Source organism: Bacillus sp. JFL15 (assembly GCF_001184225.1).
GTDB lineage: Bacteria > Bacillota > Bacilli > Bacillales > Bacillaceae > Bacillus > Bacillus siamensis.
In genome coordinates this window covers 81596-96556 of record NZ_KQ236689.1, presented here as the reverse complement: position 1 = coordinate 96556, position 14961 = coordinate 81596, and the positions used below count along the sequence as shown (strand labels likewise).

Sequence of the window (14961 nt, the reverse complement as noted above, 5' to 3'; positions counted from 1 at the left end):
CTGCTATTATGATTAAAAAGCTATTGATCGCCAACCGAGGAGAAATTGCCGTCAGAATCATCCGGGCCTGCAAAGAGCTTGGCATTGAAACTGTAGCCGTTTATTCTGAGGCAGATAAAGAGGCCCTGCATGTCCAAATGGCCGATGAGGCTTTTTGTATCGGGCCGAAAACATCAAAAGACAGCTATTTAAATGTAACGAACATCGTCAGCGTCGCAAAGCTGACCGGTACGGATGCGATTCATCCGGGATACGGATTCTTAGCTGAAAACGCCGATTTTGCCGAGCTGTGCGAGGAATTAAACGTGACGTTTGTCGGCCCTTCGGCTGACGCCATTTCGAAGATGGGGACAAAAGATATCGCACGTGACACGATGCAGCAAGCGGGCGTGCCGATTGTGCCCGGTTCAAAAGGAATCATAAAAAATACCGAAGAAGCGGTTTCGCTTGCGGGTGAAATTGGGTATCCTGTGATTATAAAAGCCACTGCGGGCGGAGGCGGAAAAGGCATCCGGGTCGCACGCACAGAAGAAGAGATGATTAAAGGCATCGAAATCACCCAGCAGGAGGCCGCTACGGCATTCGGAAATCCGGGTGTGTACATCGAGAAGTACATAGAAGATTTCCGCCATGTTGAAATTCAGGTGCTTGCCGATAATTACGGAAACACGATCCATCTTGGAGAGCGTGACTGTTCTATCCAAAGACGTCTGCAAAAACTTCTTGAAGAGTCGCCGTCACCTGCGCTTGATTCTGAAATCAGAGAGCAGATGGGTGAAGCAGCGGTAAAAGCAGCGAAGGCCGTCGGTTACACGGGAGCCGGTACAGTAGAGTTCATTTATGACTACAGAGAACAGCGCTATTACTTCATGGAGATGAACACGCGTATTCAAGTAGAGCACCCTGTCACAGAAATGGTGACGGGAACGGATCTGATCAAAGAACAGATCAAAGTGGCATCCGGACAGGAGCTCTCGCTCAGACAGGAAGACGTTGAATTTAACGGCTGGGCGATTGAATGCCGCATCAACGCTGAAAATCCTGCGAAAAACTTCATGCCTTCACCTGGTAAGATTAACATGTACCTGCCGCCGGGCGGACTCGGCGTGCGCGTGGATTCAGCCGCATATCCGGGCTATTCGATCCCGCCGTACTATGACAGCATGATTGCCAAAGTCATCACATACGGAACAACGCGTGATGAGGCGGTCGCACGGATGAAACGCGCGCTGAGCGAATTTGTGATTGAAGGTATTGAAACAACGATTCCGTTCCATCTGAAACTGCTTGAACATGAAACATTTGTCAGCGGAGAGTTTAATACAAAGTTTTTAGAAACATATGATGTAATGGGCTCATAATTTTTGCGGGAGGTGAATTGAATGGAAGACAACAGTGTGCTTAAAATGGATCATGATGAGGGTCATTTAGGCAAAGTTGAAATTGCTCCTGAAGTCATTGAAGTCATTGCCGGCATCGCCGCTTCCGAGGTTGAAGGAATAGCTGAAATGCGCGGCAATTTCGCCACAGGCGTCGTAGAACGCTTCGGCAAAATCAATCACGGCAAAGGCGTAAAGGTCGATTTAGCCGATGACGGGATTACTATTGACGTCTATTGCGTCGTTCAATTCGGGATTTCGATCCCGAAAGTGGCGGCAAGCGTTCAGGAGAATATCCGCCAAACCTTATTAAATATGACGTCTCTGACCATCAATGAAATCAATATTCATATCGTCGGCATTCAATTTGACACGAAAGCCCAAGAAGTCGAAATCGACGAAGAAATGTAATGAGCGTATAAAAACCAAGGGGATGGGCAGCCCTTTGGTTTTTTATACGTTTCCCTTCTTTTCAGGCATGAAGAAAGCCGGCTTACAAACGGCAGCCGAGTTTCTTCATGCTGTGAAATCCGAATGAAATTCGAAGGGTTTGTAAAAACATTCGGTATTAGGGTGAAAAAACCTAAATTTCGACATGCGATTGGGAAAAAAATATGTTATGATCTCTTTAGGCTTAACGACAAGCGGATAAAGAGGATCTGAAGGAGAAAGAAAATGAAAAGAAGAACAGCTAGAGAAAAAGCTTTGCAGGCACTTTTTCAGATTGATGTCAGCGATATTGCACCGAACGAGGCCATCGAGCACGCGCTTGATGGCGGAAAAACAGATGACTTCTTTGAACAGCTGGTGTACGGAGTGCTTGAACATCAGGTGCAGCTTGATGAAATGATTTCCGGCCATCTCGTCAATTGGAAGCTTGACCGGATTGCAAACGTAGACCGCGCGATCCTCCGTCTGGCGGTGTATGAAATGGTTTATACTGACGACATTCCTGCTAACGTGTCATTAAACGAAGCCATCGAGCTGGCAAAACGGTTCGGCGACGATAAAGCTGCAAAATTCGTAAACGGGGTTCTTTCTAACATCAAAACTGATATTGAATCATAGGAGGAAAGAAAATGACTGCAACAATCATCGACGGAAAAGAAACGGCTAAAGAAAAACGCGAACAATTGGCAAAAGAAGTAGAAGAGCTGAAAGCACAAGGCGTAGTGCCGGGCTTGGCGGTCATTTTAATCGGCGACGATCCCGCCTCTGTTTCATATGTGACAGGCAAGAAAAAAGCCGCTGAAACAATGGGAATGAAGTTTAAGCTTGACCGCTTTGACTCAAGCTTAACCGAAGCGGAGCTTTTAACAGTGATTGACGAGTACAATCAAAATCCGGAATTTCACGGCATTCTCGTCCAGCTGCCGCTCCCGGATCATATTTCTGAAAAAGCCGTCATCGAGCGGATCTCCCCTGATAAGGATGTTGATGGTTTCCACCCTCTCAACGTCGGGAAAATGCTGCTTGGAGAAGATACATTTCTTCCTTGCACACCGCACGGAATTGTCGAGTTATTGAAAAAGACGAACGTAGATCTTTCCGGCAAAGAAGTTGTTGTAGTCGGACGAAGCAATATTGTCGGTAAACCGGTCGGCCAGCTGCTGCTGAACGAAAATGCGACCGTCACATATTGCCATTCCCGTACAAAAAATATGTCTGAGCATACGAAAAAAGCAGATATTCTTGTGGTTGCGGTCGGTAAAGCGAACTTCATCACAGCTGATCAAATTAAAGAGGGCGCCATTGTCATTGATGTCGGCGTCAACCGCCTCGAAAGCGGAAAACTCTGCGGAGACGTTCAGTTTGATGAAGCGAAAGAAAAAGCATCTTTCATTACGCCGGTCCCGGGCGGAGTAGGTCCGATGACCATCACGATGCTTGCGCATAATACTGTTAAATCTGCCAGACGTACGTTATCATAGATAACCGGAGGCAGTCACAAAAAGTGTGACAATGAGCACGATACCCGCTTCTTAAGGCTCCTTTCAGCCAGAGCGGGTTTTTTTCTTAGTTTAGGGCAAAAAGCCTTTATGAAAGGAGTGCAGGATGTGAGTGAAGCGGCATATGTCACGGTTTCCGCACTGACCAAATATATTAAACGAAAATTCGATGTAGACCCTCATCTTGAAGACATTTGGATTAAAGGTGAGCTGTCCAACGTTAAAATCCATACAAGAGGCCACATCTATTTTACTTTAAAAGATGAGCATGCCCGCATGCAGGCCGTCATGTTTCAAAGGCAAAGTTCAAGGCTTGCGTTTAAGCCTGAGGACGGAATGAAGGTCATCGTAAGAGGCGGCATCTCCGTCTATGAACCGAGCGGAAGCTATCAGCTGTACGCGAAAGAAATGCAGCCGGACGGTGTTGGGGCGCTTTACTTAGCCTATGAAGAATTAAAGAAAAAACTTGCCGGCGAAGGGTTGTTTGATGACCGGCATAAGCAGGCCATCCCCGCTTTTCCAGCCACGATCGGGGTTGTCACGTCACCGACGGGAGCGGCCGTCAGAGACGTCATTACCACACTCAAAAGAAGATACCCTCTGGTGAAAGTCATTGTGCTTCCCGCGCTCGTTCAGGGTGAAAACGCCAGCAGATCGATTGTGAAGCGCATTGAAGAAGCCAATTCGCAAAAGATGTGTGACGTTCTGATCGTCGGAAGGGGAGGGGGCTCGATCGAAGAATTGTGGGCGTTTAACGAAGAAATCGTCGCCCGGGCGATTTTTGCTTCCGCCATTCCGGTTATATCGGCCGTCGGACATGAAACAGACTTTACAATCAGTGATTTCGTCGCGGATATCCGGGCTGCAACGCCTACAGGAGCGGCAGAAATCGCCGTTCCTCACACGACGGACTTAATGGAACGGACAAAAACGGCAGAAGTCCGCCTGACAAGAGCGATGCAGCAGCATATCGGCAAGAAAAAAGAACGGGTTCAATCGCTCCAGTCATCTTACGCATTCCGTTTTCCGAAACGATTGTATACCCAAAAAGAACAGCAGTTTGATCTTTTGTATCAGCAATTCCAAGCACAGCTCACAGGGCTTACGGAGCGGAAAGAAAGGCAGCTGGAGCGGAATACGTACAGATTAACGGCGCTTCACCCTGAAACCCAGCTGAAACAGGCGAAAAAACGGTACGAAGAGCGCTCAAATCAGCTGACGCGGAGCATGAATGTCCAGCTGAAGCAGCTTCATTCGCAGTTTCAGACGGTTCTTGGTAAACTGAATGCATTAAGTCCCCTTCAAGTTATGGAGAGAGGATACAGTCTGGCCTATAAAGACAAAGAGCTGATCAAAAGCGTTGATCAAGTGGAACAACATGATACGCTTGAAGTAAAGATGACAGACGGCGTTTTGACGTGTGAAGTATTGCAAAAGAGAGGCGAACGATAATGACAGAAACCAAAAAAAGTGAAGAGCTGACATTTGAAGAGGCGATGAAAGGCCTTGAAGGCATTGTCGCAAAGCTTGAAGAAGGAGACGTGCCGCTGGAGCAGGCGATTAATTATTTTCAGGAAGGAATGGCCCTTTCAAAAATGTGCCATGAAAAGCTTCAGCATGTCGAAAAACAAATGGACTTTATTTTAAAAGATAACGGAGAACTTGCACCTTTCAGCGTTCAGGAGGAAGACGAAGGTGACAAATAAACTGGACGCATTTTTAGCATCGCGCAAACAACTGATTGAGCGGAATCTTTCCTTGTATACAGAACGGCTCGCCATGCCGGAAACCCTCAAAAAATCTATGCTGTATTCTTTGGAAGCGGGCGGAAAGAGGCTGCGCCCCCTCGTTGTCTTAGCCGTTTTGAATGCTTACGGAAAAGATGAAAAAGACGGGATTCCGGTCGGATGCGCTGTTGAAATGATTCATACGTATTCTTTAATCCATGATGATCTGCCTTGCATGGACGATGATGATTTGCGCCGGGGAAAGCCGACAAACCATAAAGTCTTCGGAGAAGCGGCAGCTGTATTGGCCGGAGACGGACTTCTGACAGAAAGCTTTAAATTAATCACATCACACGTGTCTGACGCGGTTTCAGCGGAAAAACGGCTCCGTCTCGTCGAGGAACTGATCCAAGCGGCAGGAACGGAAGGAATGGTCGGCGGGCAGGCTGCCGACATGGAAGCGGAACAAAAGCAGGTAACGCTTGAGGAGCTGGAATCCATCCATGAGCGGAAAACGGCCAAGCTCCTCGGTTTTTCCGTGACGGCAGGCGCTATTTTGGCAGATGCGCCGGAGGATGAAATCGAAAAGCTGCGTCTGTTCAGCAGCCATATCGGCATCGGATTTCAAATCAGAGACGACATCCTTGATATTGAAGGGCATGAGGAGAAGATCGGCAAACCGGTCGGTTCAGACACGACGAATGAAAAATCAACGTATCCGTCGCTTTTAACGCTTGAAGGTGCGAAAGAGAAGCTTTCGTATCATATCAGCGAGGCGAAACGGATCATCAGCGGCCTGTCTCTTCAGAAAGAACTGCTGCATGACCTCTGCGATTTAATAGCGGCGAGAGATCATTAAAACGATCCTGATTTGAAGGGGCTGCCGCTCCTATGGTAAAATGTAAGCAGTTTCGATGAAAATAAAAAGAGAGTCTTTTTCTTTTTTCAAAAAGACACTGTTTAATTTGCAGAAATTCATGCTGAAAGTGAGTTGATCCGCTTTGGATCTTTTATCAATACAGGACCCGTCATTTCTTAAAAAGATGTCAATTGAACAGCTGGAAGAGCTGGGTGAGGAAATCCGCAATTTTCTCATCACATCGCTGTCTGCCTCAGGCGGCCATATCGGGCCGAACCTTGGGGTTGTCGAGCTGACGATTGCGCTTCACAAAGAATTTGACAGTCCGAAAGATAAATTTTTATGGGATGTCGGACATCAGTCCTATGTTCATAAACTGTTAACCGGACGCGGCAAGGAGTTTGAAACCTTGCGCCAATATAAAGGGCTTTGCGGTTTCCCGAAACGCAGCGAAAGCGAACATGACGTATGGGAAACAGGCCACAGCTCAACATCGCTCTCAGGCGCGATGGGAATGGCTGCCGCCCGCGATATTAAAGGGACGAAAGAATATATCATCCCGATTATCGGGGATGGCGCTTTAACCGGAGGAATGGCGCTTGAAGCACTGAACCATATCGGCGACGAGAAAAAAGATATGATCGTCATCCTGAATGATAATGAGATGAGCATTGCGCCGAATGTCGGGGCGATTCATTCTATGCTCGGCCGGCTTCGCACGGCCGGCAAATATCAATGGGTAAAAGACGAGCTTGAATATTTATTTAAGCGCATCCCGGCCGTCGGCGGAAAATTGGCCGCCACGGCTGAGCGGATAAAAGACAGCTTAAAATATATGCTTGTGTCAGGCATGTTTTTTGAAGAGCTGGGCTTTACGTATTTAGGCCCGGTAGACGGTCATTCCTACCACGAGCTGTTTGAAAACCTGCAATACGCCAAAAAAACAAAAGGCCCAGTCCTTTTACATGTCATCACAAAAAAGGGCAAAGGCTATAAACCGGCAGAGACCGACACAATCGGGACATGGCACGGGACTGGCCCGTACAAAATCAATACGGGTGATTTCGTCAAGCCGAAAGCCGCGGCGCCTTCATGGAGCGGACTCGTCAGCGGCACCGTGCAGGAGCTGGCGCGCGAGGATGACAGAATTGTCGCGATTACACCGGCCATGCCGGTCGGTTCTAAGCTGGAAGGGTTTGCGAAAGAATTTCCGGAGCGCATGTTTGATGTCGGAATCGCAGAACAGCATGCGGCGACGATGGCCGCGGGAATGGCGCTTCAAGGCATGAAGCCGTTTCTCGCGATCTATTCGACCTTTTTGCAGCGGGCGTATGACCAGGTCGTCCATGACATCTGCCGTCAAAACGCGAATGTATTTATCGGCATTGATCGCGCGGGTTTGGTCGGCGCTGACGGGGAGACCCATCAAGGCGTCTTTGACATTGCCTTTTTGCGTCATATACCGAACCTCGTTTTAATGATGCCGAAGGATGAAAATGAAGGCCGCCATATGGTCAATACAGCTCTTGCTTATGAGGAGGGTCCGATCGCGATGCGCTTCCCGCGCGGAAACGGGCTCGGCGTAAAGATGGATAAAGAGCTGAAAACCATCCCGATCGGAACATGGGAAGTGCTCCGTCCCGGAAAAGACGCGGTGATTTTAACGTTTGGAACGACCATTGAAATGGCGCTCGAAGCGGCTGAAGAACTGCAAAAAGAAGGCCTGTCCGTGCGTGTCGTCAATGCGCGGTTCATAAAACCGATTGATAAACAAATGATGAAGGCGATTCTTAATGAAGGTCTGCCGATTTTAACGATTGAAGAAGCCGTGCTTGAAGGCGGATTCGGAAGCACGATTCTTGAATTCGCTCATGACCTCGGCATGTATCATACGCCGATTGACAGAATGGGCATTCCTGACCGGTTCATTGAGCACGGAAGCGTAACCGCCCTGCTTGAAGAAATCGGTCTCACAAAGGCTGAGGTTATGAACCGGATTAAACTGCTGATGCCGCCGAAGACACATAAAGGAATTGGATCATGACAGCAAAAAAAGAACGATTAGATGTACTTCTTGTAGAAAAAGGCCTTGCGGAAACGCGGGAAAAAGCGAAACGCGCCATTATGGCGGGCATCGTATACTCAAATGAAAACCGATTGGACAAACCGGGTGAAAAAATCGCCCGGGATCTTCCGTTAACGGTAAAAGGAAACCCTCTTAAATACGTCAGCAGAGGCGGATTAAAGCTTGAGAAAGCTCTTGGGGTGTTTCCCGTCTCAGTAAAAGGCAAAACGATGATTGATATCGGCTCGTCTACAGGGGGATTCACGGATTGCGCCCTCCAAAACGGAGCTGAGCGGTCCTACGCAGTGGATGTCGGCTATAATCAGCTTGCTTGGAAGCTGAGACAGGACGAGAGGGTCGTCGTCATGGAACGGACGAATTTCCGCTATTCCGAGCCTTCCGATTTCACAGAGGGTCTGCCGGAATTCGCGACGATCGATGTTTCTTTCATCTCACTCCGTCTTATTCTGCCGGTTTTAAAAACGCTGCTTGTGCCGGGAAGCGATTGTATCGCACTGGTGAAGCCGCAATTTGAAGCCGGACGTGAATCAGTCGGAAAAAAAGGCATTGTCAGAGATCCCGGCGTTCATGCTGACGTTCTCCGCCGTATGAATCAGTTTGCCGCTTCTGAAGGATATACAGTGAAAGGACTGTCCTTCTCACCGATTACAGGGGGAGACGGCAATATCGAGTTTCTGCTTCATTTGAAGTGGGAGGGAGAAGACGGAAGCGGCGCTGAACTGCCGGAAGAAGATATTCTCCGTACCGTCCGCGAAGCACATGAAACATTAAAAGCCAAAAAGACAGATGTACCGGAATAATAGGGGGCTATTATTCCTTTTTTCTGCCATCATGTACTTTTTATCAAGAAGCGGTTAACATAATGACAAGAACAGCTTGAAAACAGAGGTGCTTACATGACAAAAGGCCAAAGGCATATAAAAATCAGAGAGCTTATTACAAGCCATGAGATTGAAACGCAGGATGACTTAGTTGACATGCTGAGAGAAGAAGGGTATAAGGTAACCCAGGCGACTGTTTCCAGGGACATTAAAGAACTGCATCTCGTAAAGGTGCCGACCAATAACGGTTCCTACAAATACAGCCTGCCGGCGGATCAGCGGTTCAACCCGCTGTCAAAACTGAAGCGTTCATTAATGGATGCGTTCGTAAAAATTGACTCAGCAAGCCACATGATTGTATTAAAAACGATGCCGGGGAATGCGCAGGCAATCGGCGCTTTGATGGATAATCTCGAATGGGAAGAAATCATGGGCACGATCTGCGGAGATGACACAATTTTAATCATCTGCAGGACGCCTGAAGATACGGAGGGCGTTCAAAGCCGTCTTTTGGAGCTGCTGTAGCGTAATTATCAGATAAAAGGTGGAATGCTGTTTGTTAGCTGAACTATCAATAAAAAACTTTGCCATTATAGAGGAACTGACGATTTCGTTTGAACGGGGGCTCACCGTCCTGACGGGAGAAACAGGGGCCGGCAAGTCAATTATTATAGACGCCGTTTCCCTGTTAGTCGGCGGCCGCGGGTCGTCTGAATTTGTCCGTTACGGTGAAACAAAGGCCGAGCTTGAAGGACTGTTTCTTTTGGACAGCGGCCATCCCGTTTTTGAGGTGTGCCGTGAGCAGGGAATAGACGCATCTGACGACATGATTGTCATGAGAAGAGACATTAATGCCGGGGGAAAAAGCGTCTGCCGTGTCAACGGAAAATTAGTAACGATTGCGGCTTTGAGGGAGATCGGCAGACTTTTATTAGATATTCACGGGCAGCATGACAACCAGCTTTTAATGGAAGATGACAAACATTTAGAGCTTTTGGATAAATTTGCGGGCGCTGAGGCCGAATCAGCGCTTCAGGCATACCAAGAAGGCTACGACCGTTATATGAAGCTGCTCAAAAAAGTGAAGAAGCTGTCGGAAAGCGAACAGGAAATGGCGCATCGGTTAGATCTGATCCAATTTCAGCTTGAAGAAATCGAATCAGCGAAGCTTGAATTGAATGAAGACGAGCTTCTTCAAGAAGAGCGGAAGCAGATATCCAACTTTGAAAAAATTTATGAATCATTGCAAAACGCCTATAATGCGCTCCGCAGCGAACAGGGGGGGCTTGACTGGGTCGGAATGGCCTCTGCCCAGCTTGAAGACATTTCGGATATCAATGAACCGCTGCAAAAGCTGTCAGAAAGTGTGTCAAGTTCCTATTATCTGCTGGAGGATGCAACCTTTCAAATGCGCAATCTGCTAGATGATCTGGAGTATGACCCGGAACGGCTGAATTTTATTGAAACCCGTTTAAACGAGATTAAACAGCTGAAGCGTAAATACGGAGCGACGGTCGAAGACATTCTGGAATACGGCTCCAAAATAGAAGAGGAAATCGATCAAATCGAAAACCGCGACAGCCACCTTGAAGCGCTGAAGAAGGAACTGGAGTCCGTCGGCAAAGATGTGGCCGTAGAAGCCGCCAATTTATCAAAAATCAGAAAAGCCTGGGCGAAAAAACTGGCGGAAGCAATTCATCGGGAATTAAAAAGCCTGTATATGGGCAAATCAACGTTTGATACGGAATTTCTCGTGAAAACCGATCCGTCTGCCAGTGAAGCGCCGGTTGTCAACGGCCAGCCCGTGCAGCTTACCCAAAAGGGAATTGACCTCGTGAAATTTTTAATTTCAACGAACACAGGTGAGCCGTTAAAACCGCTGTCAAAGGTCGCATCCGGCGGCGAACTTTCAAGGGTGATGCTGGCGCTGAAGAGTATTTTTTCTTCCCAGCAGGATGTCACTTCCATCATCTTTGATGAAGTGGACACTGGCGTAAGCGGGCGGGTTGCTCAAGCCATCGCGGAAAAAATCCATAAAGTATCGACCGGTTCACAGGTGCTCTGCATTACACACCTGCCGCAGGTTGCCGCTATGGCGGATACGCACCTTTTGATCGCAAAAGAATTCAAAGACGGACGGACGACAACACATGTCACGCCGCTTTCCAAGCAGGATAAGGTAGCGGAAATCGGCCGCATGATTGCGGGTGTTGAAGTGACCGATCTGACAAAACGGCATGCGCAAGAGCTTTTAAAACAGGCCGGACAGGTAAAAACGACAGGATAAGCTGCTGATACAGGCAGCTTATTTTTTTGTTCCATTTCTCTAACAGTGTATCCAATGTTTTTCTTCGTATGCCGGTTATAAATCAAGTGCAGAAAGGCAAAAGTATAGAGGTAGCAGAAAAAGAAAGTGGTGTGGGATAGGAGCGAGGAGAGTGAAGGAATGAATGCACGATAACATGAGGAAAGCAATAGGTGTAATTCTCCTTGTTTCTTTACTAAGTGTAGGCTTTTTTAAGCCATTTAAAGAATATTTACTGATACCGTCAGAAATGAGCGTCTTTGAAAACCAGACACAAGCCGTTCCGGTCAATGCATCAATAAGCGCTGAAAAGGGTGAATTATCAGAAGCCTTTACGCTGAGAGAAGAGCACGGTCATGCAAACATAACAGGGCAAAAACAAGGCCGGTCAGAAGTAGTATATGATCTTGCCGGGTTTCCCATTAAAAAAACGAAAGTGCGTGTCCTTCCTGAATTGAAGGTCATTCCGGGCGGACAGTCCATCGGTGTAAAACTGCATTCAGTCGGTGTTTTGGTCGTCGGCTTTCACCAGGTGATGACAAAGGATGGGAAAAAGTCTCCGGGAGAACAAGCGGGAATTGAATCTGGCGACATCATTATTAAAATGAACGGACATAAAATTGAAAAAATGAGCGACATCGCCCCGTTTATTCAAAAAGCGGGTAAGACCGGGGAATCTTTGGATTTGTTGGTGAAACGCGATAAGCAAAAAATCAAGACAAAGCTGATTCCGACAAAGGACGAAGCTGAGGGAAAATATCGAATCGGCCTTTATATTCGTGATTCGGCAGCCGGCATCGGCACGATGACATTTTTTGAACCGAAAACAAAAAAATACGGCGCATTGGGCCACGTCATTTCTGATATGGATACGAAAAAACCGATTGTTGTGGAAGACGGCGAAATCGTCCGTTCAACTGTAACATCAATTGAAAAAGGAAAAGGCGGCAATCCCGGCGAAAAACTGGCGAGGTTTTCGTCAGAACGGAAAACGATCGGCGATATTAACCGCAACAGTCCGTTCGGCATTTTCGGGAAACTGCATCAGCCGATTAAAAACAACATCTCAGACAAAGCGCTTCCGATTGCTTTGTCAAATGAAGTGAAAAAAGGACCGGCGCAAATGCTGACGGTTATTGAAAACGATAAAGTAGAGAAATTTGATATTGAAATCGTCAGCACCACTCCGCAAAAATTCCCGGCAACTAAGGGAATGGTGTTAAAAGTGACCGATCCGAAACTGCTGAAAAAAACCGGCGGAATCGTTCAGGGAATGAGCGGAAGCCCGATCATCCAAAACGGGAAGGTCGTCGGAGCCGTAACCCACGTGTTTGTCAATGATCCGACAAGCGGCTACGGCGTTCATATCGAATGGATGCTTTCTGAAGCGGGTGTTGATGTTTATGGAAAAGACAAAGCAAGCTGACTGCCGGATCATCCGGCAGTTTTTTTTATGTGCGCGTTCTTCACTTCTTTCCAGGATTCATGTAAAATAAGACATGAAGATTTTTCGACAAATTCACGTTTCCTGATTTGTCAAACTTAATTTTTAGTCGAAAAACCTAGAAAATGCTAGAAAAACAAAGATATTCCACTATTATTGGTAAATATGGATTTTTTAAAAGGGGAAGTAGTGGTTTTGTCGAATGTAACATGTAGCAGTCAAATAGGTTGTGTCCTGTTAATACATTGGGGGAGGAAGAAACGTGGAGAAAATTAAAGTTTGTGTTGCTGATGATAATCGAGAGCTTGTAAGCCTGTTGAGTGAATATATAGAGGGACAGGATGATATGGAAGTAATCGGCGTTGCTTATAACGGACAGGAATGTCTTTCTTTGTTTAAAGATAAAAATCCCGATGTGCTCGTTTTAGATATTATTATGCCGCATCTGGACGGACTGGCGGTTTTGGAGCGGCTCCGTGAATCAGAGCTTGAGAAACAGCCGAACGTTATCATGCTGACGGCATTCGGTCAGGAAGACGTTACGAAAAAAGCCGTCGATTTAGGAGCGTCCTATTTCATCCTGAAGCCGTTTGATATGGAAAACCTTGTCGGCCATATCCGCCAGGTAAGCGGAAATGTCAGCAGCGTCACACACCGTGCGCCGTCTGCACAAAGCAGCATTATCCGCAGCCAGCCGGAGCCGAAACGGAAAAATCTCGATGCCAGCATTACAAGCATTATCCATGAGATCGGTGTGCCTGCCCATATTAAAGGCTATCTTTATTTGCGGGAAGCCATTTCCATGGTGTACAACGATATTGAACTCCTCGGCAGCATCACAAAAGTCCTTTATCCCGACATCGCCAAAAAATTCAACACGACCGCAAGCCGTGTAGAACGGGCCATCCGCCACGCGATTGAAGTCGCTTGGAGCAGGGGAAATATTGATTCCATTTCTTCGCTGTTCGGGTATACCGTAAGCATGACAAAAGCAAAACCAACCAACTCAGAATTCATTGCGATGGTTGCTGACAAGCTGAGATTGGAGCATAAAGCTTCGTAACGCAAGCTTTATGGCAAGATGACGTTTTACGCCTTCTTTTCCGTGCATGAATGCGGAAGAGAAGGCGTTTTGAGTTTTTCTGACGATGATCTCTCCGGCCCGAGGAATCTTAATGCTGCATAAAAGCGGGATTTACGGCATCTACACATATAACACGGGAGCTGATACTTTGATGATTTCGCCGTCTCTGATATAAAAGCGGGGGACACGGCGGCTTAACGCAGATACGACTTCGTAGTTAATCGTACCGAGCATTTCGGCAATTTCATCAACGGAAATCTCGGCTCCTTTTTGTTTGCCGTAAATGACGACTTCTTCTCCTTGTTTGCCCTCACTATCACCCAAACTGACCATAATCATATCCATCGTCACTCTCCCTGCCACCGGCACTCTTCTGCCGCGGTGAAGAATAAACCCGCGGTTGGAAAGGGCGCGCGAGTAGCCGTCAGCATAGCCGATCGGAATTGTCGCGATGATTTCACCCGGTTCGGCGATATATGTGGCGCCATAACTGACGGTCCGGGGCTCTGTCACCATGGCTTTCACATAAGCGATACGCGCCTTTAAGCTGAGTGCGGGCGTGAGATCTACGAGGTTCAGCTCCTTTATATAAGCGGACGGGTATAGTCCATATAAACCGATGCCTAAACGGATCATATCGGCGCTGAATTCGGGAAAAGCGATAGCGGCGGCTGTGTTGCACATATGGACAGTAGGCAGCGGGATGTCTTGATTTTTTAAAAAGCGGAGAAAGCTGATAAACTTTTCATGCTGCAGCATTGTCAATTCAGTATCAGGTTCATCCGCTGTTGAAAAATGGGTAAAGATCCCGTCCCATGACAGGTATGTACTCGACTTGAGCGCTTTTACAACTGCTAAAAGGTCTTCTTCTGTGCGTACACCGAGCCGGCCCATTCCGGTATCCACATTGATATGAATGGACAGCCGTTTCGAATCAGCTTCTTTTTCCAATATCTGATTTGCTTTTTTGACCCAGCTGACTTGAAACGCTGATAATGTTATATTCCACAAGGCAGATTTTTTTACACAGCTGAGAGCTGTAAAGCCGAGCACAAGGATAGGTGCCTTAATTCCCGCTCTCCGTAACACAATTCCCTCTTCGACGCTGGCAACCGCGAGCTCGCTCGCGCCGCTTTCCAGTGCCTGCCGCGCTACTTCCACAGAGCCGTGGCCATAAGCATTTGCTTTTACGACGGCCATAATCTTTGACTTCTTCGGAATATGGCGGCGGATCGCCCGTACATTCTTTTTTATCGCATCAAGGTCAACTTCAATCCAAACTTCCCGGCAAAGTTTTTTCATCGCGA

Annotated in this window: 14 protein-coding genes; 13 read left to right on the top strand and 1 reads right to left on the bottom strand. The window is 47.3% G+C overall.

Features of this window, described 5'->3' with window-relative positions:
• The first annotated feature begins 8 nt into the window (after nt 1-8).
• The 13 genes from accC (at nt 9) to spo0A (ending at nt 13633) form a co-directional block, all read left to right on the top strand.
• Nucleotides 9-1361 carry an acetyl-CoA carboxylase biotin carboxylase subunit gene (gene accC, locus AD710_RS00330; RefSeq protein WP_016938998.1) on the top strand — a complete coding sequence of 451 codons (1353 nt, stop codon included), beginning with the start codon at nt 9-11 and terminating at the stop codon, nt 1359-1361.
• A 21-nt stretch (nt 1362-1382) separates the two neighbouring features.
• Nucleotides 1383-1790 (top strand): Asp23/Gls24 family envelope stress response protein, encoded by a 408-nt coding sequence (locus tag AD710_RS00325; protein WP_016938999.1) that lies wholly within the window; start codon nt 1383-1385, stop codon nt 1788-1790.
• A 264-nt stretch (nt 1791-2054) separates the two neighbouring features.
• On the top strand, nt 2055-2447 hold the full coding sequence (gene nusB / locus AD710_RS00320) for a transcription antitermination factor NusB (protein ID WP_016939001.1): 393 nt from the start codon (nt 2055-2057) through the stop codon (nt 2445-2447).
• Between the two features lie 11 nt (nt 2448-2458).
• Nucleotides 2459-3310 carry a bifunctional methylenetetrahydrofolate dehydrogenase/methenyltetrahydrofolate cyclohydrolase FolD gene (folD, locus tag AD710_RS00315; RefSeq protein ID WP_016939002.1) on the top strand — a complete coding sequence of 284 codons (852 nt, stop codon included), beginning with the start codon at nt 2459-2461 and terminating at the stop codon, nt 3308-3310.
• Nucleotides 3311-3436: 126 nt separating this feature from the next.
• Nucleotides 3437-4780 (top strand): exodeoxyribonuclease VII large subunit, encoded by a 1344-nt coding sequence (gene xseA / locus AD710_RS00310; RefSeq protein WP_049627001.1) that lies wholly within the window; start codon nt 3437-3439, stop codon nt 4778-4780.
• Nucleotides 4780-5034 (top strand): exodeoxyribonuclease VII small subunit, encoded by a 255-nt coding sequence (locus tag AD710_RS00305; protein ID WP_007408352.1) that lies wholly within the window; start codon nt 4780-4782, stop codon nt 5032-5034. The genes xseA and AD710_RS00305 overlap by 1 nt, the downstream gene beginning before the upstream one ends.
• Nucleotides 5024-5914 carry a polyprenyl synthetase family protein gene (locus tag AD710_RS00300; RefSeq protein WP_016939004.1) on the top strand — a complete coding sequence of 297 codons (891 nt, stop codon included), beginning with the start codon at nt 5024-5026 and terminating at the stop codon, nt 5912-5914. Before AD710_RS00305 ends, AD710_RS00300 begins: the two co-directional genes overlap by 11 nt.
• Before the next feature lie 142 nt (nt 5915-6056).
• Nucleotides 6057-7958, top strand: coding sequence for a 1-deoxy-D-xylulose-5-phosphate synthase (gene dxs / locus AD710_RS00295; protein WP_016939005.1), 1902 nt, complete (start codon nt 6057-6059; stop codon nt 7956-7958).
• Nucleotides 7955-8800: a TlyA family RNA methyltransferase gene (locus AD710_RS00290; RefSeq protein WP_049627000.1), complete on the top strand. Its 846-nt coding sequence runs from the start codon at nt 7955-7957 to the stop codon at nt 8798-8800. The genes dxs and AD710_RS00290 overlap by 4 nt, the downstream gene beginning before the upstream one ends.
• A 96-nt stretch (nt 8801-8896) precedes the next feature.
• On the top strand, nt 8897-9346 hold the full coding sequence (gene ahrC, locus AD710_RS00285) for a transcriptional regulator AhrC/ArgR (protein WP_003153173.1): 450 nt from the start codon (nt 8897-8899) through the stop codon (nt 9344-9346).
• Nucleotides 9347-9377: 31 nt separating this feature from the next.
• A complete protein-coding gene (gene recN / locus AD710_RS00280; protein WP_049626999.1) occupies nt 9378-11108 on the top strand; it encodes a DNA repair protein RecN in 1731 nt (576 codons plus the stop codon).
• A gap of 163 nt (nt 11109-11271) precedes the next feature.
• A complete protein-coding gene (gene spoIVB, locus AD710_RS00275) occupies nt 11272-12552 on the top strand; it encodes a SpoIVB peptidase (RefSeq protein ID WP_049626998.1) in 1281 nt (426 codons plus the stop codon).
• Between the two features lie 280 nt (nt 12553-12832).
• On the top strand, nt 12833-13633 hold the full coding sequence (gene spo0A, locus AD710_RS00270) for a sporulation transcription factor Spo0A (protein WP_003153177.1): 801 nt from the start codon (nt 12833-12835) through the stop codon (nt 13631-13633).
• 141 nt (nt 13634-13774) lie between these two features.
• Here spo0A and alr read toward each other — a convergent pair whose 3' ends face one another.
• The gene (gene alr / locus AD710_RS00265; RefSeq protein WP_016939009.1) at nt 13775-14956 is read right to left on the bottom strand and encodes an alanine racemase; all 1182 of its coding nucleotides are present in this window, start codon (nt 14954-14956) and stop codon (nt 13775-13777) included.
• Nucleotides 14957-14961 lie beyond the last annotated feature (5 nt).